Here is a 21138-nt window from a genome sequence, read left to right as displayed (position 1 = left end):
CCCGCCGGGGGCTCATCATACACGCTGTCTGTCTAACCTTACCTTTGTTCATGTAGGAGTATTCATATGCAACTCACTGCAATTCTGACGATTGCCGCCATCATTCTTGGTTTGCTTGTCCTGATCGGCTTGATCATGGCGCGCCTTTACAAACGTGCGACACGCGAAACCAGCCTGGTCAAAACCGGGTCCGGCGGGCGCAAGGTCATCATGGATGGCGGCACCATTGTTGTCCCGTTCCTGCACGAGATCTCCAAGGTCAACATGAAGACGCTTCGCCTGGAAGTGGCGCGGGTGGCTGAACAGTCGCTGATCACCAAGGACCGGATGCGTGTTGATGTGGGCGTTGAATTCTACGTCTCGGTCAACGCCACCGAAGACGGCATTTCGCGCGCGGCCCAAACGCTGGGCGACCGGACATTCCACGTCGAACAGCTGCGCGAGATGATCGAGGGTAAGCTGGTTGACGGTCTGCGCGCCGTGGCCGCCCAAATGACCATGGACGAGTTGCACGAAAACCGTGCCAGCTTTGTCCAGGAGGTGCAGAATGCCATCTCCGAAGACCTGCTGAAGAACGGTTTGGAGCTTGAGGCCGTGTCGCTGACCGCGTTGGACCAGACACCGTTTGATTCGCTCGATGAAAACAACGCGTTCAACGCGGTTGGTATGCAGAAGCTGGCAGCCGTCATTGCCACCTCGCGCAAACAGCGGGCCGAGATTTCGGCAGAGGCCGATGTGTCCGTCGCCCAATCCGAGATGGAAGCCGAAAAGCGCAAGTATCAGATCGAGCGCGAGCAGAAGCAGGCCGAGATCGCCCAGATCGAGGAAATCCAGACGCTGCAGGCGGAACAGGAGGCACAGATCGCGCGCAACCAGGAAGCGTCGGACCGCGCCAAGGAAGAAGCACGGATTGAACGCGAGAAAGCAGTACGTTCAGCCGAGATTGCGCGTGAGCGCAGCATCCGCGAAGCCGAGATCGCCAAGGAACGCGAGCTGGAAGTGGCGGATCAGGAACGCCAGATCATCGTGGCCCGCAAGTCCGAGGAGGAAAGCCAGGCGCGCGCATCGGCTGACACCGCGAGGGCAGAGGCCAAGAAAGCGGCGGAAGCCATTGAAACGGCGCGCGCCGTGGCCGAGGCGGAGCGGATCAAGCGGATCGCCATCATCGAGGCGCAGAAAGAGGCGGAGCGTCAGGCAACGGGTATTCGCGTGACAGCCGAGGCGGAAAAGGACGCTGCAAGCGACCGTGCTGCGGCCCAACTGGAAGAAGCGCAGGCCGATGCAAATGCGTTGACCGTGCGTGCCGAGGCAAAAAGGACCGACATGCTGGCAACAGCCGAAGGTCAGAAAGCCATAGCGAACTCCGAGAACGAGCTGAGTGCCGAGATCGTGGCGATGAAGATCCGTCTTGCCCAGCTTGAGGCCATGCCTGCCATCATCGCGGAAATGGTCAAACCGGCTGAAAAGATCGACTCGATCAAGATCCACCAGGTGACGGGCATGACCCCCGCCAGTGGTGGTGCAGACGGTGCGCCGAACGTTGGCACGCCGGTCAATCAGGCCTTGGATTCCGTGCTGGGTATGGCACTCCAGATGCCCGCGATGCAGGCCCTTGGCAAAGAGCTTGGGATCAGCATGGAAGACGGGATGGCCGGCATCGCGGATGCAGCTGTGGGCAAAACGGTGACTGTGGTTGATCAACCCGCCCAGCCGAAGTCGATCGAAGGTGCAGCAGCCAAACCGTCAGATGCAAACAGCATCCAGGAGCCTGCAAGCAACAAAGCGTAGGCACCTGTCCAACTTCACCCGAACCTTTGGGGGCGCTGATGCAGCGCCCCTTTTTCGTTTTGTGCGCGGGCGTTCGGGCACGTCCGTGCCTTGCACCGGGTTTTGCGTTTTTCACACCCACGTCATGTAACCTGTGGTAGCGTTCGGGCATTGATTGACGTGAATTGGAGACGACCATGGGCGCCCGCGACATTTCCTTTGCGAGCTTCAACCTCTTGAACCTTCAGACCCCTGGCGACGCCATTTATGGCGACACGGACGGGTGGGACCCGGACATCTACCAGCGCAAGATTGACTTCAGCGCAGCGACCATGGCGCGTTTGGACGCCGACGTCGTGGGCCTGCAAGAGCTCTGGGCCCCTGCTGCGCTGGATCAGGTCTTGGCCGATGCCGGTATGAACAGCGACTACACCGCCCTGACACCCCCGGATCACGCGGGGGACAAGATTGTATGCGCCGCCGCCGTCCGCACCGACGTGCTTGTTGGCGATCCGGAATGGATCGTGGATTTCCCGGACGAGTACGTGCTCAAGTCTGGCGGCGATGACCCGCAACAGGACTATCTTGAGGTCAACCTGAGCACCTTTTCCCGCCCGGTCCTGCATTTCCAGGTGCAGCCCGATCCGCGGACACCCGTAATCCATGTCTTTGTCTGCCACTTCAAATCCCGCCGTCCCACGCAGATCTGGCGCGAGCGCAGCTGGTACGACAAGGATGTGCATGGGGATCATACAACCGCGTTGGGTTATGCCATTTCCACCGTCCGCCGCACGGCCGAAGCGGCCGCCCTGCGGGTCATCATCACGAAGCTGGTCAAGAAGACGGACACGCCCGTTGTTGTCATTGGCGACATGAACGACGGCAAGGTGAGCAACACGCTGAACATCCTGTCCGAACAGCCCACCTACCTGTCGCCCCTGTCAGCGGGGGGCGGGGACAATGCCCTGTACACGGCACAGACGATACAGGAATACCGGTCCGTGCGCGATGTCTACTACACCCACGTCTACAAGGGTCAGCGGGAAAGCCTGGACCACATCATGTTCAGCCAGGAGTTCTATGACAACTCCAAGCGCCGCAAATGGGCCTTTGACGAGATGGTGGTGCAGAACGACCACCTGAACTACGACGATCACAAGGAAAGTGGGACCAACGACCACGGGGTTATCCGGGTGGGGTTCAAGTGGAAGCCCGCACCGGACGTAACCAGTTAAGACTGGACCGGAATCAAGCCGAAGGCGCCGGTCCAGCGGCGGACCGTCCCGTCGGTCTGCCGCTACATCGCCCTCAATCGCCGGACATCAGCCACAGAGGCAAATGATCCACACAAATCGCGTTGTTCATACGCCAGTGCGGCAGCCCACGATCCGCCGCCGGACCGGCTGGTGCTCCGCGCGCTTTTGCCCCTAGCCACTCCGGCCTCCCAGCCCTAAAACCTCTCTAATGGACGAAGAGGACACTATGGCCGCAATAACACCGCAACCCGGAATCATGGACATCTCGCTGTACCAGGGCGGGGCGTCGCATCTGGCCGGTGTGGAGAACGTTCTCAAGCTGTCCTCGAACGAGAACCCGGCGGGCCCGCCCCCGGCGGCGATCGAGGCGTTGACCAACGCCGCTACCCGTATGCACCTCTATCCCTCGACCGACCACGCGGCGTTGCGCACAGCCATTGCCGAGGTCTGGAACGTGGACGCAGATCGCGTGATCTGCGGTGTGGGTAGCGACGAGGTGTTGCAATTCGTAACCCAGGCGTTCTCCGGGCCGGGTGATGAGATCATCCACACCGCGCACGGATTTTCCATGTATCCGATCCTTGCCAACATGGCGGGTGCGACGCCTGTTTCCGTGCCCGAACGGGACCGGGTTGTCGATGTGGATGCCATTTTGAACGCCGTCACCGAACGCACGCGTATCGTGCTGCTTACCAACCCCGGCAACCCTACGGGCACACGTTTATCGGATACAGAACTGGTGCGGTTGGCCAATGATCTGCCCGAACACGTGATCCTTGTGATCGACGGGGCCTATACTGAATACGCCGATGGGTATGATGGCGGCCTTACCTTGGCCGAGGCACGACCCAACGTCCTGATGACACGCACCTTTTCTAAGATCTACGGGCTCGGCGGCTTGCGTGTCGGCTGGGGGTATGGACCCAAGAACATGATTGACGTGATGACCCGCATCCGCCAACCGTTCAACCTGTCCACCGTCGCATTGGCGGCGGCAGAGGCAGCGGTGCGGGACACCAAATGGGTCGAGGAGTGCGCTGCGCTGAATGCGGATCAACGGGCGCGTTTGACGGGGGCTTTGCGCCAACTTGGCCTGGCCTGCGATGGCAGCGATACGAATTTCGTACTGGCCCGCGCGGCTTCGGTGCCCGAGGCGGATGCAGCTGAGGCTGCCTTGAACGCCGATGGCATCCTTGTACGCCGCGTAGGCGGCTACGGGTTTCCCGAGGGTCTGCGTATCACCGTGGGCAATGCCGAACAGACGGGCCGCGTGATCTCGGCCCTGACAGAATGGCGAAACGCATCGTGAGCGTGATCTACAACAAGATTGCCTTTATCGGCTTGGGATTGATTGCAGGGTCCATGGCGTGGGCCACACAGCGCGCTGGCGCGGCCAAGACAATCAGCGGGTACGCCCGGTCCGAGGCGACGCGCGACACGACACGGCGGCTGGGTTTTTGTGACATCGTGACCGACACTGCGGCTGACGCAGTACGGGACGCCGACCTTGTCGTTCTGGCCGTCCCCATCGGTGCGATGGGCCCTGTGATGGCAGAGATCAAGGAGGCGCTGAAACCCGGTGCCACCGTGATCGACGTGGGATCGGTGAAACAGGCCGTGTTCGACGCGGTGCAGCCCCACCTGCCGGATGGCGTGCACTTTGTAGGCACCCACCCCATGGCCGGGACGGAACACAGCGGACCGGAGGCCGGCTTTGCCGAGCTTTATGACAACCGCTGGACACTGATCGTCACGCCGGATGATGCGGACGCCGAGGTTGTGGCGACGGTTGAACGCTACTGGGCGGCACTGGGCGCGATGACGGACCGGATGAATGTGCAGCACCATGATCGGGTCTGCGCGGTCGTCAGCCACATCCCGCACCTGATTGCCTATACCATGGTCGGCGTGGCCGATGATTTGCGGCGCGTGACCGACAGTGAGGTGATCAAGTTTTCAGCCGCCGGTTTCCGGGATTTCACCCGCATCGCGGCCAGCGATCCAACGATGTGGCGTGATGTTTTCCTGACGAACAAGGATGCAACGCTGGAAATTCTTGGCCGCTTCACCGAAGAGCTGTTTGCCCTGCAACGGGCCATTCGCACGGGCGATGGGGATCACCTGTTCGATTATTTCACGCGCACCCGCGCCATCCGCCGGGGGATCATCGAGGCCGGGCAGGACACGGATGCGCCTGACTTTGGCCGGGGTGCGCAACGATGAAGGCGCTGGTGCTTGGACTGATGCTGGCCGCTGGTTTTGCGGTTGCGGCCCCCGAAGCGTCAAAACGCCCAGTCGCGCGGGCAGGTACGGACGCCCGGAATGTCGTGCGTGATGTGGCCGTGGCCCCGGCGGTGCCAACCGTGGCGTCCGCCGTGCCATCAGCGGCGATCTTGCCCGAAAGTGCCACGTCCCTGCGCCCGGCATTGCGCCCTAGGGCGATTGTCGAAAAAGCCATGGCGCGCCGGGCCGAACGTCGTCGCGGACAGGTCTGTGGTGATCCTGACTTGCAAGGGGATTTCGTGGGTTTCGTGCCGGGCCGCATCAATGGCTGCGGCATATCCGAGGCTGTACGGCTGCGCTCGGTGTCGGGAGTGACGCTCAGCCAATCGGCCCTGATGGATTGCACAACAGCCAAGGCGCTCAAAAGCTGGACAGAACGGGGGGCCAAACCCGCGTTGCGCGGCACAGGGGGCGGGTTGGCCAGCTACCGCGTCGCCGCACATTATGCCTGCCGGACGCGCAACAACCAGCCGGGCGCGCGTATCTCGGAACATGGCAAGGGACGGGCCATCGACATCTCGGGTTTCCAGCTCAAGGACGGAACCACGCTGACCGTGCTGAACGACTGGAACTCGCGCCACCGTCGGGCGCTGCGGTCCATGCACAAGGCGGCATGCGGACCGTTTGGCACAGTACTGGGCCCAAACTCGGACCGGTTTCACCGGGATCACTTCCATTTTGACACGGCCCGCTACCGAGGTGGAACCTACTGCCGATAAGGCTGGCTTGCGTCAGCGCAGGATCAAACGCGGTGCCGGGGCCAGCGGGATAAAGCCAAAGCGGATCGCGCCGTCCCTGACTGACAGCTCGACATCCAGCGTGTTTTCATTGCCCGACGCGCCGGCCAGTGCCTGCAGAACACCTTCGGCCTGACCGCGCAATTGGGTTGGCAGCAGCCCTGCCGTTTCTGACATATCCAGCATCTCGCGCCAGTTCTCGGCCTGAATGGCGACTGTCCCCGTGGGTACACCTTGTGCATCGACGGTCAGGTCGGCCGAGAGGTTGAATTTCATGTCGCCCCAGATCGCCTCGACCAGATGCAGGTCAATGACACGGGGCTGCGGGCGGCGCTGATCCAGCGCGCGCCGATCCCATGGCTGGTCAAAGGTCACGTCGGCGCGCAGTTGCAGGCTGTCGAAGGCGCGCGGAAAGTTATCCGGCAGGCGCAGGCCGCGTCGAGTCGCCGCGCCGGGGGTGAACGTGCCTGCGGTGGCGATCAGCCCATATTGCGCACCCTCAACCCGCGTCATGGTCAGGGTGAGGTCGTCGGCCTGCATCTGCACGCCCTCTGGGTCGCTGACCAGCCAGGGTCCGGCTGTCCATCCCAATGCCTCAAGCTCAAGCGCTGTGCCGGGATGCAGGTTCAGGGCCATCACCCCGTCTGCCATGGTCAATGTGGACCGACCAAGGGGTGACGCGATCAGGATCGGGCCGTCATCCAGCGTGACGGCCACGTCGCCCGGCCACCATGTAGGGGCCGCTATATCAAGTGCTTGCGTTTCGATGGCCAGACCTGCCTGTGGGTCGGCCAAGGCGATGTCGCGCAACCGGGCCTGCAAGGCAAAAGGGAAACCGCCGCTCTCAACGTCACGCAACTCGGCCTGCCATCCATCGGCCTGCCGTGCGTCGAACCATGTCTGTACGCCACTGCGCAATCCAGCAGAGGCAACCCACCACCAGCCGCACCATGCCAGCACCGCCAGTGCAACGATCCACATCACTTTGCGCATGGGTGCCCCTTTTCCTTTTCTTCCAAATCGGGTCTACCCCACGGCGCAACAAAAGGACCAGTGACAATGACCATGTGGGTTTTCGGCTATGGCAGCCTGCTTTGGAACCCCGGCTTCGATGTGGCCGAAGCCGCGCGCGGTACCTTGCCGGGCTGGGCGCGGTCGTTTTGCATGCGGTCGATCCACCACCGCGGGTCCGAGGCTGAACCGGGGCTTGTTCTGGCCCTTGATGCCGCTGCCAACGCCTCTTGCGACGGTGTAGCCCTGCGTGTGAAACCGGGGACCGAAGACGAAACACTTGCTTATCTCAGAGAGCGCGAACTGATCTCGTCCGCCTATCTGGAAAAAACGCTGAATGTGGATCTGCTCAGCGGTACGCGGGTCGAGGCCGTGACTTATGTCATCGATCCCGAGCATGTGCAGTATTGCGGTGGTTTGCCGCTTGAAGAGCAGGCGCAGATCATTGCCCACGCGCATGGCGGGCGGGGCCCAAACAGTGAATATCTGTACAACACGGCCCAACATCTGGCCGAGATGGGCGTGGCCGATCCCGACCTGGATTGGCTGTCACGCCGCGTCGCAGCGATACTGGCATAAATCCTTGGCGCTTGGCTACAAAAGCCGATAGTCTGCCGCAAAAGCAGAACAGAGCAGGGGTCAGGAGCCACGCTATGGCACAGACCACACCCAAGGCACAGCCGCATTTCTCGCAGCCGGTTCAACAGATTTTCGCCATGGTCTTTGTACTGGGCATGTCGCTGTTTGGTGCGGTACTCGCACTGCCGCGCGTGCTGCCAGTGTTTCAGGCGAACCCCTATCTGAACGGCTTTATCCTTATGGTCTTTGCCATCGGGGTTATCGCCTGTTTCTGGCAGGTGTTTTCGCTGATCTCATCGGTGCGCTGGATCGAAGAATTTGCAAGCGACCGGGCGGATGCGCAGACAAAGGCGCCGCAGCTTCTGGGGTCGCTCGCGTCGCTGCTGCGGTCGCGGGGCGCGCGGATGCAGCTTTCAGCATCCTCGACCCGTTCCATTCTGGACTCTGTGGCCACCCGGATCGACGAAGTGCGCGATATCACGCGCTACATCGTCAACATGCTGATTTTTCTTGGTCTTTTGGGCACGTTCTACGGTCTGGCTACAACAGTTCCTGCGGTGGTCGACACGATCCGCAGCCTTGCCCCACAAGAGGGTGAAGGCGGGGTGGCGGTGTTCAATCGGCTGATGACGGGGCTTGAGGCGCAATTGGGCGGCATGGGTGTCGCCTTTGCCTCGTCCCTTCTGGGTTTGGCCGGGTCGCTTGTGGTGGGCCTGCTTGAGCTCTTCGCGGGGCGTGGGCAAAACCGCTTTTACCGTGAACTTGAGGAATGGCTGAGTTCCATCACCCGCGTTGGGTTGTCCGATGGCGAGGGTGGAGGCGACCAGAGTGCAATGGCAGGTGTGATCGACCATCTGGCCGAGCAGATGGAAAGCCTGCAAACCATGTTCACGCAGTCGGATATCAGCCGATCGATGGTGGATGAGAAACTGGGCCTTCTGGCGGATTCCGTTGATCGCATGACCGCGCGGCTTGAGGCACAGGGCGGTGGAAACGAGACGCTGGCGCGGATGGCCGATGGGCAGGAACGCCTGATCGACGTGATCGAACGGCAGGGCACGGGCGACGGGATCGACGCTGAAAGCCGGATGCGGTTGCGGTCGATCGACGTTCAGATGCTGCGTATTCTCGAAGAAATCAGCGCGGGTCGACAGGAAACGATGGCGGAACTGCGCACCGATATTTCCGCCCTTGCCACGGCGCTCAGCCAGCCGCGGGGCCAAGGGCGCAAGCCGGGCGGCAACACTCGCAACCGCCAGGGCCACTCCGCAGGGGATAGCTGACCATGGCGCTGTCTCGACGCACAGGGCAACGGTTCCAGGCGTCCATCTGGCCGGGCTTCGTGGATGCGATGACCGGTCTGCTGCTGGTTCTGATGTTTGTTCTGACGATCTTCATGATCGTGCAATTTGTTCTGCGCGAAACGATCTCGGGTCAGGAAAACGAACTGGATCAACTGGCCGGTGAGGTGGCAGCCCTCGCGCAGGCACTTGGCTTGGAAGAACGTCGCGCGAACCAGTTGGATTCCCGCCTGTCCGCGCTGAGCGCGACATTGACCGATGCACAGACGCAAGTGGACACGCAGGCCGCGACAATTGCTGCCCTCACGGCGGAACGCGATGCACAAGCAACTGCGCTTGCACAGGCCGAAACCCGCATCACCAGCTTTGAGGCGCAAGTGGCTGCGCTGATTGCGGACCGCGATACCGCGCTTGAGACGGTGGCCGGGCTTGAAGAAGAACAGACACGCCTGTTGTCCGAGCAGGAGGCACTGAACCTGGCCCTCGCCGCGGCCCGGAACGAGGTGGACGCACAAGCCGAACAGGCGCGTTTAGCCGCTGCACGGACCGACGCATTGCAGGCGCTGATCGCGGATCTGCGCAACAGGAATGCGGACAGCGCGGATCAGGCCGCCGCCTTGCAAGCCGATCTCGATGCGGCGCAAGAGGCGTTGAGCGCAGAAGAAGCCGGGCGTCTGGTCGAAGCCGCAGCCGCCGAAGCGTTGCGCGAACGGCTCGAGAATGCCGACACCGAGCTGACGGCCATGACCCTCGCGCTCGAAGCGCAGCGGAAGGAGGCCGAGGATACGCTCACCCTCTTGGCTGCTGCCCGGGCCGTGGAGAAGGATTTGAACGACCGTCTGGCGGCGGCGCTGCTGTCTGTGCAGGAATCCGGCAGTTCGGCGTCGGCGGCGCAGATCCGCATCGAAGATCTGGAAGCCGAGCTGTCCGCCGCTCTGGCAGCACTTGATACGTCAAACGCGGAAAAGACCGCACTGTCCGAAGCGCAGGCAAGCCTTGAAGCGCGCCTTGCCACGGCTCTGATCGACGCGGAGACCGGGACGGAAGCGTCCCGGGCCCTCGCTGACGTCGAGGCTCAGATGGCCGTGATCGAAGAACGCCTTGCGGCGCTAGATCTGGAACGTGAGGATCTGCGCGAGCGGTTGGCGGCAGCCGTGGCCGAGAAGGTGGCCGCAGAGGGGCAGGTGGCTGCACAGGATGCCAATCTGGCAGAGTTGCGCACGCAGCTGGCCACCGCATTGGCCGCGCGTGAGGCGGCACTGGCTGACGCGCAAGCCGCGGGCAGCAGCAATTCGGACGTCCGCGAACAACTGGCTGCGGCGCTGGCCGCTAAACTCGCGGCAGAAGAGGCGCTTACCACGCAGATGTCCGAGGCAGAGCAGCGCGCAGCCCTTTTGACAGCGGCACGTGAGGCTCTGAATGCCGAGGAAGCGGCCACGCTTGAGGCGCAGCGTCAGACAGAGTTGTTGAACCAACAGGTTTCGCAACTTCGGACGCAATTGGGACAGCTTCAGGCACTTCTGGATGACGCTGTCGTGCGTGACGCAGCCAAAGACGTGCAATTGAGCACACTGGGCCGCGATCTGAACACTGCGCTGGCACGTGCGGCGCTGGAGGAACGCAGGCGGCGCGAGCTGGAAGAGGAAGAGCGCAAGCGGCTTGAGGCAGAGGCGCAGGATCTGGAGCGCTACCGGTCCGAGTTCTTTGGCCAGTTGCGCGACGTGCTGGGCGCTCAGGAAGGTGTGCGGATCGTTGGAGACCGGTTTGTCTTTTCCTCGGAAGTCTTGTTCCCGCCCGGTGGCGCTGAATTGTCGGTGGCAGGCCGGGGAGAGATCGGGAATATCGCGGGTATCCTGCGCGGTGTTGCAGATGACATTCCCGCTGGCATCGACTGGGTACTGCAGGTGGACGGGCACACGGACAACGTGCCGTTGTCGGGGCAGGGCGAGTTTGCGGACAATTGGGAGCTGAGCCAGGCGCGCGCACTGTCGGTTGTGCGGTACATGGTTAATTTCCTCGGCCTGCCGCCGGATCGGCTGTCCGCCAACGGGTTCGGACAATATCAGCCGATCAATCCTGTGGACACCGTTGAAGCGCGGGCGCAAAACCGTCGGATCGAGCTCAAATTCACCGAGAAATAGGGCGCACGGATACGTGCGCCTTACAGTCGTGTCCGGACGGCAGAAGCACCGTTGGGACAGAGCAGTAAAACTGCGCCTTACTGGATGACGGTGGTGCCTTGAACGCGGCTGATTTCCTGTTGCCCCCGTCGCAGAACCACGGTGCCGATGTAGCGCCCGCTGGGCCAGCTGGCCGTTGTTCGTTTCTTGCCAAGGGCGCGGAAAAACTGCGCCTGATTGCGATCTATTTCGACCATGTCGTCAATCAGCGTTCCGTCAGGGCCGTGGATACTCAGTTGCATCTTGTCCCCCGCCTTTCCGCCAAACGCATAGCCAAAAACCACGATCGCAGGGGCATCTACCGGCATATGCGCGGCTCTGGCGCGACCAGCCTTGATGTCATCGAACTCGGGCACTCTGTCGGAAAAGCCCACCTCCAGCACAGCGCCCGGCCGGTATTGCGGGGGCGTTTGCCAGAGCGTGTTGGCGCTGGGGGCCCCGCATTCAACCTTTCCATCGGGGTCAAAGGGATCAACCACCGCTCCGTCCTTGCGAAGGGTCATATGGACATGTGGAAACTGGGTCCGGCCTGAAAGGCCCACCTCTCCCAAAACAGTGCCCTCATCCACGCGGTCGCCCGTTTTGACGGTGACACTTTGGCGTTTGAGGTGGCAATATTGGGTGCTCCACCCATCGCCGTGATCGATCAGTACACCATTGCCGCATTCGCGCCCGTTGATCTGGCTGCTTTCGTCCGCACGGAAAAGCCTGTCTTCCATCCCGTCGCGTGTGCCCTGGACCGTGCCGGGGGCTGCGGCAATGACAGTCACACCGCGCCGCATCTGGTCCAGGGACCGAAGGGCGAAATCCGTGCCCTGATGCGTATCGTAGCTGAGTGTAGAGCAGCGGAAATCCATGGCCTCGGGCGACGGATCATGATCCACATATTGCTGGATGAAGCATTCGGTACCCAGATCGCAATCAATGGGCAGGTTCAACGAAATCTCCCTCGCCGCGAGCGGGGTCGCAGCGAGGGTCGATATCAATGCGGCAAACGCTGCCGCCCGCATCAGTCTGCGGTCAGAAGCGGTGGCTTGTCGCCCGAGATGCGTGGTTTGTCAGGGCCAGAGAGCTTCAGATCCAGCTCGCCATTCTTGACACCCACGCGGACAACGCCGCCTTTCATCAGCTTGCCAAAGAGCAACTCTTCGGCCAGCGGTTTCTTGATATGCTCCTGGATCACACGGCCCAACGGGCGCGCGCCCATCTTGTCGTCGTAGCCCTTGTCGGCTAGCCACTCGGCGGCAGGCTTCGTCAACTCGATGGTCACGTTACGATCCATGAGCTGCGCTTCCAGTTGCAGCACGAATTTCTCGACCACGGACAGGATCGTGTCTTTGCCCAGCGGTGCAAAGCTGATCACAGCATCCAGGCGGTTACGGAATTCCGGCGTGAATGTACGTTCGATCGCTGCCGTATCCTCGCCCTCGCGCCGGTCGCGGCCAAAGCCGATTGCGGCCTTCGCCATGTCAGCCGCACCGGCATTCGACGTCATGATCAGGATCACGTTGCGGAAATCCACGGTCCGACCGTTGTGGTCGGTCAGTTTGCCGTGGTCCATCACCTGCAGCAGGATATTGTAGACATCCGGGTGCGCCTTTTCCATCTCGTCCAACAACAGAACGCAATGCGGATGCTGGTCAACGCCATCGGTGAGCATGCCACCCTGATCGAACCCGACATATCCCGGAGGGGCACCGATCAGGCGGCTGACGGCGTGTTTCTCCATGTATTCCGACATGTCGAAGCGCAGCATTTCCACACCCAGCGTGTCCGCCAGTTGCTTGGCCACCTCGGTTTTGCCCACGCCCGTAGGACCGGCAAACAGGTAGTTGCCGATGGGCTTTTCAGGTTCGCGCAGACCCGCCCGCGCCAGTTTGATGGCCGAGGCCAGCGCCTCGATCGCAGGATCCTGACCAAACACCACGCGCTTGAGGGATACTTCGAGGTCCTTGAGGGTCTCTGCATCGTCCTTGGACACGTTTTTTGGAGGAATACGGGCAATCTTCGCCACGACATTCTCGATCTCCTTGGTGCCGATGGTCTTGCGGCGCTTAGCGGCCGTGACCAGATGCTGGGCCGCGCCCGCCTCGTCGATCACGTCAATCGCGCTGTCAGGCAGCTTGCGGTCGTTGATGTAGCGGCTCGCCAGCTCAACGGATGTCTTGATCGCATCCGAGGTGTATTTGACCCCGTGGTGATCCTCGAAATAGGGCTTGAGGCCCTTGAGGATTTTCGTGGCGTCTTCAACCGAGGGCTCGTTGACGTCAATTTTCTGGAACCGGCGGCTCAGCGCGCGGTCCTTTTCAAAATGCTGGCGGAACTCTTTGTAGGTTGTGGAGCCCATGGTGCGCAGCTTGCCGCCCTGCAAAGCAGGTTTCAGCAGGTTGGACGCATCCATTGCGCCGCCGGATGTTGCTCCGGCGCCGATCACGGTGTGAATCTCGTCGATGAACAGGACCGCATCCTTGTGCTCTTCCAACTCGGTCACGACGGCTTTCAGGCGTTCTTCAAAATCACCGCGATACCGCGTACCGGCCAGCAGCGCGCCCATATCGAGCGAATAGATGGTGGTGCCAGACAGCACTTCGGGTGTCTCACCGGCGACGATCTTGCGCGCCAGCCCTTCGGCGATGGCGGTCTTGCCCACGCCCGGATCACCCACAAGAAGTGGGTTGTTTTTGCGGCGGCGGCACAGCACCTGAATGCAGCGCTCCACTTCGGCCGATCGGCCGATCAGCGGATCGATATCGCCCTCGCGCGACTTTTCGTTCAGGTCCACGCAATACTTGGCAAGTGCGCTTTCCTTCTTCTCGCCCTCTGTCACGCCTTGCGGCTCTTCTTCGGCTTCCGGCGCACCGGAGACAGGTCGCGCTTCGCCAAAGGCGGGGTCCTTGGCCACACCGTGCGCGATAAAGTTCACCGCGTCATAGCGGGTCATGTCCTGCTCTTGCAGGAAATAGGCTGCGTTCGATTCGCGCTCGGCAAAGATGGCGACCAATACGTTGGCACCGGTCACTTCTGTGCGGCCCGATGACTGCACGTGAATGGCCGCGCGTTGGATAACGCGCTGGAAGGCGGCTGTGGGCACGGCTTCGGAGCCGTCAATATCAGTCACCAGGTTCGACAGGTCGTCGTCCACAAACTCCTCAAGCGTGCCGCGCAACTCGTCGATATCGACTGAACACGCCTGCATGACACGGCGTGCATCAGGTTCGTCGACCAGCGACAGCAGCAAATGCTCCAGCGTTGCGAATTCGTGCCGGCGTTCGTTGGCCAGCGCAAGCGCCTGATGAATGGCTTTTTCGAGTGTCGTCGAGAATGAAGGCACGGCTCGTGCTCCTTTCGATCGGGGTCGGGTGGGGGCGCCAAGGTATGTCGAGGCCCCGTACCAACCATGGCCTCATGTGTTTAAGTTTGGTTGAAGATCGCGCAGCTTCAAGGCTTTTTTGCACCTTGACCCTCACAATATGCGTGAGAAACGTTACGATGGTGTCACTTTGGGCGCATTGGTGGGCTGATCCGTCTCAGAAGTTGTCCTTCCGGGTGCGGATTTCCGTGAATACGTCGGTGGCGTTGGCACCTTTCATGCCCAGATGAGCCTGAATGGCGGGGTCGTGGGCGCGCAGAAATGGATTTGTCGCCCGTTCCTCGGACAAAAGCGATGGAACAGTCGGGGTGCCCGATGCGCGTTTCTCGGCCACCTCGCGGATTCGCGATATAAGGTCCGTATTCTCAGGATCAATGGTGAGGGCGAATTTCCCGTTGGCCGTTGTGTATTCATGGCCGGAGTAAACATGGGTATCACCGGGCAGGGCGGCCAGCTTTTGCAGGCTGTCATGCATTTGCGGCTTGGTGCCCTCGAACACCCGCCCGCAGCCTAACGCCATCAGGCTATCGGCGGTAAACACCGCCTTGGAGGCGGGAAAGTGGAACGCGATGTGACCAACGGTGTGGCCTGACACGTCGATGACCGTGCCAGTTTCCGACCCGATGGTGACCGTGTCGCCCTCGGCCACCTGTGCATCCAGCGCAGGCAGGCGGTGCGCATCGGCGCTGGCGCCCGTGACGCGGGCAGGGTGCTGGGCAAGCAGATTCTGCAAACCGTCCACGTGATCGTAATGGTGATGCGTGATCAGAACATCCGTCAGCTTCCATCCCGTCTCGGCCAATGCTGCAAGAATTGGCGCGGCCTCGGGCGCGTCAATTAATGCGGTGTCTCCAGTGTCCGGGTCATGGGCCAGAAACGCATAGTTGTCGGCGAGGCAGGGGATCGTGCGAATGTCGAGAGGCATGGCAATTCGGCTCTTTGTGCTTAGTGTTAGAACCAAGGTGGTCCGAACGGGCCGGATGAACAAGAGACGATCATGCATCTTGATGTGCAGGACCTGCGCAATTTCTATTACCGCAGCGCGCTGGGGCGCGCCGCGCAGGCATCGCTGCGGCGACGGCTTGTCGAATTGTGGCCCGAAGCCAAAGGCCAGACCGTTGCAGGCTTCGGCTTTGCCGCACCGCTCTTGCGCCCCTATCTGAAAGAAGCGCGACGTGTCGTGGCGCTTATGCCCGGCCCCCAGGGGGTGATGCCGTGGCCGCCTGATATGCCGAATGTGTCCGTGCTGACCGAAGAAACCCTGTGGCCCATTGAAACGGGGCACGTGGACAAGCTGGTCGTCTTGCACGGGCTCGAGACGTCAGAGCGCGCCTATGACCTGCTGGAAGAGGCGTGGCGTGTGCTGGGGCCTGGCGGCAAGGCGTTGTTCATCGTGCCGAACCGCGCCGGGCTCTGGTCGCGTCGTGATCGCACGCCCTTTGGCTATGGACGGCCCTATTCGGCCAGCCAACTCGAAACACAGCTGCGCAAACACCAGTTCCTGCCCGAACGGCATGTGGGCGCGCTCTACCAGTTTCCGTCCACCAAACGGCTGTGGATGAAATCAGCCCCAATGTTCGAAAAGGTGGGGCGATTGATGCCGGGTATGGTGGCAGGTGGGGCGTTCATGGTCGAAGCATCGAAACTGGTCTATCCGCCCAAGGGCAAGGCCGTGCGGTCCAAGGCCAAGCGGCAAAAGGTGCCGCAAGGGGTCACGGCACCTGTCGCGGGGCGGGTCTCGTGACGTTAGTTGACGATCACAATCTGATCCGTTGTGATATCCGATATGCCGTTGATGCGGATAATTGCTGCACCCGGGTCTAAAGTACCGTTGGGTGCGTAGGTCAAACGCACATCAGTAACGCCATCTTCCAGGTTCTGAACGACTTCGACGTTGTCGACCGTGGCACCATTGAAAGAACCGATCTGCAGCAGGTCTTCGCTTGGGTCGAAATCCGTTACTTGAAGAAAAACGGCCTCGGGGGCGCCATAGGGATCTCGGACCTGGGCACTGATGGTGTCGGCACCCTCGCCTCCGGTGATGGTGGCCGGACCATCCTCATCGTTGTAGGAACTGACAAGGGTGAACAGGTCATCGCCTTCACCGCCAAGCGCAGTGCTCCCCTCTGCAAGTTGCAACGTATCGTTGCCCGCTCCCCCATAGCCGGTTGCGCCCATGTCCACATTGAGGGAATCGTTCCCCAATCCACCGAAAGCTTCTGACCCGATGCCGCCCACAACCAGCCGGTCGTCGCCAGCGTCTCCGAAAAGCGTCACCACACCGTCGCTTCGCGCGTTCAGTTGGTCATTCCCATCGCCTCCACGGGCTTCACCCCCGTATATGCTAACGGTGTCGTTCCCTGTACCAGCATCCACGGTTGCATTCGAGGTGCGTATCAAGTCGTCGCCGTCACCTCCGTCGATGACGACAGCAGGTTCCGTACCGTCGATCCGCCAGAACGATATGTCTCGAATGCTAAAAACACCTTCGATCGTGTCGTCACCTGCGCCGCCGGAGAGAGTGGTTTCACCATGATCCGCGATCAGGATGTCGTTCCCGTCGCCACCCTCGAGGGCAATCCCTTCTGTTCCGGTCGTCAGCCAATCCCCTTCGCTGGTGCCGGTCGTATCTTCGGTCACCACCTGCTCGGTAATGCCACCACGGGTCACAACATAGTCTTCGTTCAGAAAGGTGATCAGTTCGTCGCCATCGGTTGTGGCCTCCAAATAGTGGACATCAATGTCCACGTTGGAGGTGATGTTGGGCAAAACATCCCGCATCGCGCCCGGATCGGGCAGCGGGTTTCCATCCTCTGGCAAATCCAGCGCAACCGTTCCCAACAGCTCCAGCCCGAAATGGTTCTCGAAATCTGCCAACTGATAATCGTAGGGATCGCCGCCAAAGTCCTGTTGCCCGGGGATGTCCCAACGGTCCTCGAAATCGTTATCAGACAGGTCCACCCCTTCCGGTACCAGATAAAAGCGTGCCTCATAAGTCCGGTAGAAATCGCCGGGGCTGTCCTCACTGTTGACATAGATAACACTGGCCACGTTGCGGGTCTCATCAGCGCCTACGTCGATCATTACTTCATTAGCCGCCGCATCGAAGTCGAACGCTGCACCGATGTCCTGATCGCCGGGGTCTGTTGGAGTGTCGGGTTCGTCCGGCCCGTCCTGTGGCGGAACTGCATCCTCACCGTTTTCGCCATCGTCCAACATGCCGAATGACAGCGCACCCGTCACCAACGCTAAAAGCATCAACGCGCCCATACCAATTCCTTTCCCGTTCGCCCCCCGAACGCCCGGAAGTTGTATCTGACGCCAATGCGAGTCAACAAACCGATCTTGCAAGTGCTGTCGCGCTCAATGACCCGTTGCGATTGAACCACATATCGCCCCGTTAGACCCGGAATCGCCCCCAAACGCCCACGTTTTGTGACGGAAATTTTGCAATTCCTGCGGGCCAAACGGTCGCAGTTTTGTTAACCCCTTGAAATCGCGAAATAACCGCCCTAACGCCCGTTCACGAACACATGTTGCGGGGTGGCAAACCCTCTGCTACATCCCCCCTGATTTTCACGCCTTGGCCAAAATCAGGGCGGTCCAACACCCCGGGCCACGCATCCGTGTGCAGCAATCCGGGCCAAGACATCGAAAGGGTGGACGTGTCCGAACCAGCTTCGATCTCCACAGGTATTGCCGCGCGCTATGCCACTGCTGTCTACGAACTTGCCAAAGAAGGCAAAGCCGTCAAAAAACTCGAAGGTGATATTGAAACCCTGACAGCCGCCATGGCTGACAGCGGCGACTTCAATGCCCTGATCCAATCGCCCGTTTACAGCCGGGAAGAGCAGGCCGCCGCCATCACTGCGATCGCCAAGAAAGCCAAGCTGACCGACCTGATGTCGAACACGCTGGCCCTGATGGCCGAAAAGCGCCGCCTGTTCGTGCTGCCGCAACTGGTGCAGGCGCTGCGCGAGGTGATCGCCGAGGACAAAGGCGAAGTGACCGCAGACGTGACGTCCGCCAAGGCGCTGACCAAGACGCAAAGCGACAAGCTTGCCAAGACGCTCAAGGCCCGTATGGGCAAGGACGTCACCATCAATGCAACCGTCGATGAAAGCCTTATCGGCGGTTTGATCGTAAAAGTGGGCTCGAAGATGATCGACACGTCGATCCGCTCCAAGCTCTCTTCCCTCCAGAATGCAATGAAAGAGGTCGGATAAATGGGTATCCAAGCAGCAGAAATTTCTGCGATCCTGAAAGACCAGATCAAGAACTTTGGTCAGGAAGCAGAAGTGGCCGAAGTGGGCCGCGTTTTGTCGGTAGGGGACGGGATTGCCCGCGTCTATGGCCTCGACAATGTGCAAGCCGGTGAGATGGTCGAATTTCCCGGTGGCATTCAGGGCATGGCCCTGAACCTCGAGAACGACAACGTCGGTGTTGTTATCTTCGGGTCCGACCGTGACATCAAAGAAGGCGACACCGTCAAGCGCACCAACTCCATCGTGGACGTGCCTGCCGGGAACGAACTGCTGGGCCGCGTTGTAGACGGTCTGGGCAACCCGCTGGACGGCAAAGGCCCCATCGCCTCGTCCGAGCGCCGCGTCGCTGACGTCAAAGCCCCCGGCATCATCCCCCGTAAATCGGTGCACGAGCCGATGGCGACCGGCCTCAAAGCCGTTGACGCGATGATCCCCATTGGCCGTGGCCAGCGCGAACTGATCATTGGTGACCGTCAGACCGGCAAGACCGCCGTTGCTCTGGACGCGATCCTGAACCAGAAATCCTACAACGACGCTGCGGGCGATGATGAGAGCAAGAAGCTCTACTGCATCTACGTGGCCGTCGGCCAAAAGCGTTCGACCGTGGCGCAGCTGGTGAAGAAGCTCGAAGAATCCGGTGCGATCGACTACTCGATCGTCGTGGCTGCAACCGCATCCGACCCGGCCCCCATGCAGTTCCTGGCACCCTACGCCGCGACCGCCATGGCCGAGTTTTTCCGTGACAATGGCCGCCACGCGCTGATCATCTATGATGACCTGTCGAAGCAGGCTGTGTCCTATCGCCAGATGTCGTTGCTGCTGCGCCGCCCACCGGGCCGCGAAGCTTACCCTGGCGACGTTTTCTACCTTCACTCGCGCCTGCTGGAACGTTCGGCCAAGCTGAACGAAGACAACGGTGCCGGTTCGCTGACGGCCCTGCCGATCATCGAAACCCAAGGCGGCGACGTGTCGGCCTTTATCCCGACCAACGTGATCTCGATCACCGACGGCCAGATCTTCCTTGAAACCGAACTGTTCTATCAGGGCATCCGCCCCGCCGTGAACACTGGTCTGTCGGTGAGCCGCGTGGGTTCCTCGGCCCAGACATCGGCGATGTCGTCGGTCGCCGGTCCGGTGAAACTGTCGCTGGCCCAGTACCGCGAAATGGCCGCCTTTGCCCAGTTCGGCTCTGACCTTGATGCCGCCACGCAGCAGCTGCTGAACCGTGGTGCGCGCCTGACCGAACTTATGAAGCAATCGCAGTATTCGCCCCTGACCAACGCGGAAATCGTCTGCGTGATCTTTGCAGGCACCAATGGCTACCTCGACAACATCGACGTCAGCGCAGTTGGTAAATTCGAAGCGGGCCTGCTCAACTTCCTGCGCTCGCAGAAAGCCGACTTCCTGAAGTGGATCGCTGACGAAGATCCCAAGTTCAAGAGCGGCGAGAACGTCGACAAGATGAAGGCGGTCCTCGACGAGTTCGCTTCGACCTTCGCATAAGGAGATCGGGCAATGCCAAATCTCAAGGACCTGAAAAACAGGATCGAAAGCGTCAAGTCGACGCGGAAGATCACCAAGGCCATGCAAATGGTGGCCGCCGCGAAATTGCGGCGGGCCCAGGAAGCTGCCGAAATGTCGCGTCCCTATGCCGAACGGTTCACAGCCGTGATGGCGGGGCTGGCGTCGGCGGCGGCGGGCTCCGACAGCGCACCCAAACTGCTCAGCGGTACGGGCTCGGATCAGACGCATCTCTTGGTGGTGATGACATCGGAACGTGGTTTGTGCGGTGGTTTTAACACCAACATCGCCAAACTGGCACGGGCCAAGGCGACGGAACTGCAAGCCGCAGGCAAGACGGTCAAGATCCTGACCGTCGGCAAGAAAGGCCGTGATCAGCTGAAACGCGACTTTGGCAACATGTTTGTCGGTCACGTGGACATGACCGAGGTCAAGCGCATGAGCTATGCAGACGCTCAGGGTGTGGCCAAGGACGTGCTGGGCCGCTTTGATGCGGGCGAATATGACGTGGCGACGATCTTCTTCTCGAAGTTCCAGAACGTCGTGACACAGATCCCCACAGCGCAACAGATCATCCCCTTCGCGATCCCCGAGGATTACGAGGGCAGCGACACGCTCTATGATTACGAGCCGGACGAAGAGGCCATTCTGGCCGACCTTCTGCCGCGTGGCGTGGCCACGGCGATCTTTTCCGGCCTGCTGGAAAACGGTGCGTCCGAACAGGGCGCCCGGATGAGCGCCATGGACAACGCGACGCGCAACGCTGGCGACATGATCGACAAGCTGACCATCGAGTTCAACCGCTCGCGTCAGGCTGTGATCACGAACGAGCTGATTGAAATCATTTCCGGCGCGGAAGCGCTGTAAG

17 protein-coding genes are annotated in these 21138 nt (G+C 60.9%); 12 read left to right on the top strand and 5 right to left on the bottom strand.

The window, feature by feature from the left end; translation table 11 throughout:
- Positions 1-66 precede the first annotated feature (66 nt).
- The 5 genes from AC53L6_RS18765 to AC53L6_RS18745 all read left to right on the top strand — a co-directional run bounded on the left by AC53L6_RS18765 (position 67) and on the right by AC53L6_RS18745 (position 6025).
- A complete protein-coding gene (locus AC53L6_RS18765) occupies positions 67-1788 on the top strand; it encodes a flotillin family protein (protein ID WP_496908936.1) in 1722 nt (573 codons plus the stop codon).
- A 176-nt stretch (positions 1789-1964) separates the two neighbouring features.
- Complete coding sequence (locus AC53L6_RS18760; protein ID WP_496908935.1) at positions 1965-3002, top strand: endonuclease/exonuclease/phosphatase family protein; 1038 nt, start codon at positions 1965-1967, stop codon at positions 3000-3002.
- Positions 3003-3249: 247 nt separating this feature from the next.
- The gene (hisC, locus tag AC53L6_RS18755) at positions 3250-4332 is read left to right on the top strand and encodes a histidinol-phosphate transaminase (RefSeq protein ID WP_496908934.1); all 1083 of its coding nucleotides are present in this window, start codon (positions 3250-3252) and stop codon (positions 4330-4332) included.
- Positions 4314-5246, top strand: coding sequence for a prephenate/arogenate dehydrogenase family protein (locus AC53L6_RS18750; protein WP_496908933.1), 933 nt, complete (start codon positions 4314-4316; stop codon positions 5244-5246). Before hisC ends, AC53L6_RS18750 begins: the two co-directional genes overlap by 19 nt.
- Positions 5243-6025, top strand: coding sequence for an extensin-like domain-containing protein (locus tag AC53L6_RS18745; protein ID WP_496908932.1), 783 nt, complete (start codon positions 5243-5245; stop codon positions 6023-6025). Before AC53L6_RS18750 ends, AC53L6_RS18745 begins: the two co-directional genes overlap by 4 nt.
- Before the next feature lie 12 nt (positions 6026-6037).
- Here the strand turns inward: AC53L6_RS18745 and AC53L6_RS18740 are convergent, their stop codons facing one another.
- Positions 6038-7036 carry a DUF2125 domain-containing protein gene (locus AC53L6_RS18740; RefSeq protein WP_496908931.1) on the bottom strand — a complete coding sequence of 333 codons (999 nt, stop codon included), beginning with the start codon at positions 7034-7036 and terminating at the stop codon, positions 6038-6040.
- Positions 7037-7102: 66 nt separating this feature from the next.
- Between AC53L6_RS18740 and AC53L6_RS18735 the strand changes: the two genes are divergently transcribed.
- The 3 genes from AC53L6_RS18735 (at position 7103) to AC53L6_RS18725 (ending at position 11075) form a co-directional block, all read left to right on the top strand.
- Positions 7103-7633 carry a gamma-glutamylcyclotransferase gene (locus tag AC53L6_RS18735; RefSeq protein WP_299747266.1) on the top strand — a complete coding sequence of 177 codons (531 nt, stop codon included), beginning with the start codon at positions 7103-7105 and terminating at the stop codon, positions 7631-7633.
- A 74-nt stretch (positions 7634-7707) separates the two neighbouring features.
- Positions 7708-8916, top strand: a complete 1209-nt coding sequence (locus AC53L6_RS18730; protein ID WP_496908930.1) for a biopolymer transporter ExbB — start codon at positions 7708-7710, stop codon at positions 8914-8916.
- Positions 8917-8918: 2 nt separating this feature from the next.
- Positions 8919-11075, top strand: coding sequence for a peptidoglycan -binding protein (locus tag AC53L6_RS18725; protein ID WP_496908929.1), 2157 nt, complete (start codon positions 8919-8921; stop codon positions 11073-11075).
- Between the two features lie 77 nt (positions 11076-11152).
- Here the strand turns inward: AC53L6_RS18725 and AC53L6_RS18720 are convergent, their stop codons facing one another.
- The 3 genes from AC53L6_RS18720 to gloB form a co-directional block, all read right to left on the bottom strand.
- Positions 11153-12052 carry a M23 family metallopeptidase gene (locus AC53L6_RS18720; protein WP_496908928.1) on the bottom strand — a complete coding sequence of 300 codons (900 nt, stop codon included), beginning with the start codon at positions 12050-12052 and terminating at the stop codon, positions 11153-11155.
- A 71-nt stretch (positions 12053-12123) separates the two neighbouring features.
- On the bottom strand, positions 12124-14445 hold the full coding sequence (gene clpA, locus AC53L6_RS18715; protein ID WP_496908927.1) for an ATP-dependent Clp protease ATP-binding subunit ClpA: 2322 nt from the start codon (positions 14443-14445) through the stop codon (positions 12124-12126).
- Between the two features lie 196 nt (positions 14446-14641).
- A complete protein-coding gene (gene gloB, locus AC53L6_RS18710) occupies positions 14642-15409 on the bottom strand; it encodes a hydroxyacylglutathione hydrolase (protein ID WP_496908926.1) in 768 nt (255 codons plus the stop codon).
- A gap of 72 nt (positions 15410-15481) precedes the next feature.
- Here gloB and AC53L6_RS18705 point away from each other — a divergent pair, with 72 nt between their 5' ends.
- Entirely contained in the window at positions 15482-16228 is a 747-nt protein-coding gene (locus AC53L6_RS18705) for a class I SAM-dependent methyltransferase (protein WP_299604390.1), read from the top strand.
- Positions 16229-16230: 2 nt separating this feature from the next.
- Here AC53L6_RS18705 and AC53L6_RS18700 read toward each other — a convergent pair whose 3' ends face one another.
- Positions 16231-17754, bottom strand: coding sequence for a calcium-binding protein (locus AC53L6_RS18700; protein WP_496908925.1), 1524 nt, complete (start codon positions 17752-17754; stop codon positions 16231-16233).
- A 395-nt stretch (positions 17755-18149) separates the two neighbouring features.
- Between AC53L6_RS18700 and AC53L6_RS18695 the strand changes: the two genes are divergently transcribed.
- Genes AC53L6_RS18695 through AC53L6_RS18685 form a run of 3 tightly spaced genes read left to right on the top strand, consistent with a single transcriptional unit; the run spans position 18150 to position 21137 of the window.
- Positions 18150-18710: a F0F1 ATP synthase subunit delta gene (locus AC53L6_RS18695; RefSeq protein ID WP_299205015.1), complete on the top strand. Its 561-nt coding sequence runs from the start codon at positions 18150-18152 to the stop codon at positions 18708-18710.
- Positions 18711-20252: a F0F1 ATP synthase subunit alpha gene (gene atpA / locus AC53L6_RS18690; RefSeq protein ID WP_496908924.1), complete on the top strand. Its 1542-nt coding sequence runs from the start codon at positions 18711-18713 to the stop codon at positions 20250-20252. It begins immediately after the preceding gene.
- 12 nt (positions 20253-20264) lie between these two features.
- A complete protein-coding gene (locus AC53L6_RS18685) occupies positions 20265-21137 on the top strand; it encodes a F0F1 ATP synthase subunit gamma (RefSeq protein WP_299205023.1) in 873 nt (290 codons plus the stop codon).
- Position 21138: the final 1 nt, after the last annotated feature.

Source organism: Tateyamaria sp. LSS28 (assembly GCF_059611725.1).
This window is presented reverse-complemented; position numbering and strand designations above follow the sequence as displayed.

Bases quoted from the DNA above. Each gene is read 5' to 3' on its own strand.
- AC53L6_RS18685 (WP_299205023.1), top strand. From the start codon at position 20,265: ATGCCAAATCTCAAGGACCTGAAAAACAGGATCGAAAGCGTCAAGTCG.
- AC53L6_RS18725 (WP_496908929.1), top strand. From the start codon at position 8,919: ATGGCGCTGTCTCGACGCACAGGGCAACGGTTCCAGGCGTCCATCTGG.
- atpA (WP_496908924.1), top strand. From the start codon at position 18,711: ATGGGTATCCAAGCAGCAGAAATTTCTGCGATCCTGAAAGACCAGATC.
- AC53L6_RS18750 (WP_496908933.1), top strand. From the start codon at position 4,314: ATGGCGAAACGCATCGTGAGCGTGATCTACAACAAGATTGCCTTTATC.
- AC53L6_RS18765 (WP_496908936.1), top strand. From the start codon at position 67: ATGCAACTCACTGCAATTCTGACGATTGCCGCCATCATTCTTGGTTTG.
- AC53L6_RS18745 (WP_496908932.1), top strand. From the start codon at position 5,243: ATGAAGGCGCTGGTGCTTGGACTGATGCTGGCCGCTGGTTTTGCGGTT.
- hisC (WP_496908934.1), top strand. From the start codon at position 3,250: ATGGCCGCAATAACACCGCAACCCGGAATCATGGACATCTCGCTGTAC.
- AC53L6_RS18700 (WP_496908925.1), bottom strand. From the start codon at position 17,754: ATGGGCGCGTTGATGCTTTTAGCGTTGGTGACGGGTGCGCTGTCATTC.
- AC53L6_RS18760 (WP_496908935.1), top strand. From the start codon at position 1,965: ATGGGCGCCCGCGACATTTCCTTTGCGAGCTTCAACCTCTTGAACCTT.
- AC53L6_RS18740 (WP_496908931.1), bottom strand. From the start codon at position 7,036: ATGCGCAAAGTGATGTGGATCGTTGCACTGGCGGTGCTGGCATGGTGC.
- gloB (WP_496908926.1), bottom strand. From the start codon at position 15,409: ATGCCTCTCGACATTCGCACGATCCCCTGCCTCGCCGACAACTATGCG.
- AC53L6_RS18705 (WP_299604390.1), top strand. From the start codon at position 15,482: ATGCATCTTGATGTGCAGGACCTGCGCAATTTCTATTACCGCAGCGCG.
- AC53L6_RS18735 (WP_299747266.1), top strand. From the start codon at position 7,103: ATGACCATGTGGGTTTTCGGCTATGGCAGCCTGCTTTGGAACCCCGGC.
- AC53L6_RS18730 (WP_496908930.1), top strand. From the start codon at position 7,708: ATGGCACAGACCACACCCAAGGCACAGCCGCATTTCTCGCAGCCGGTT.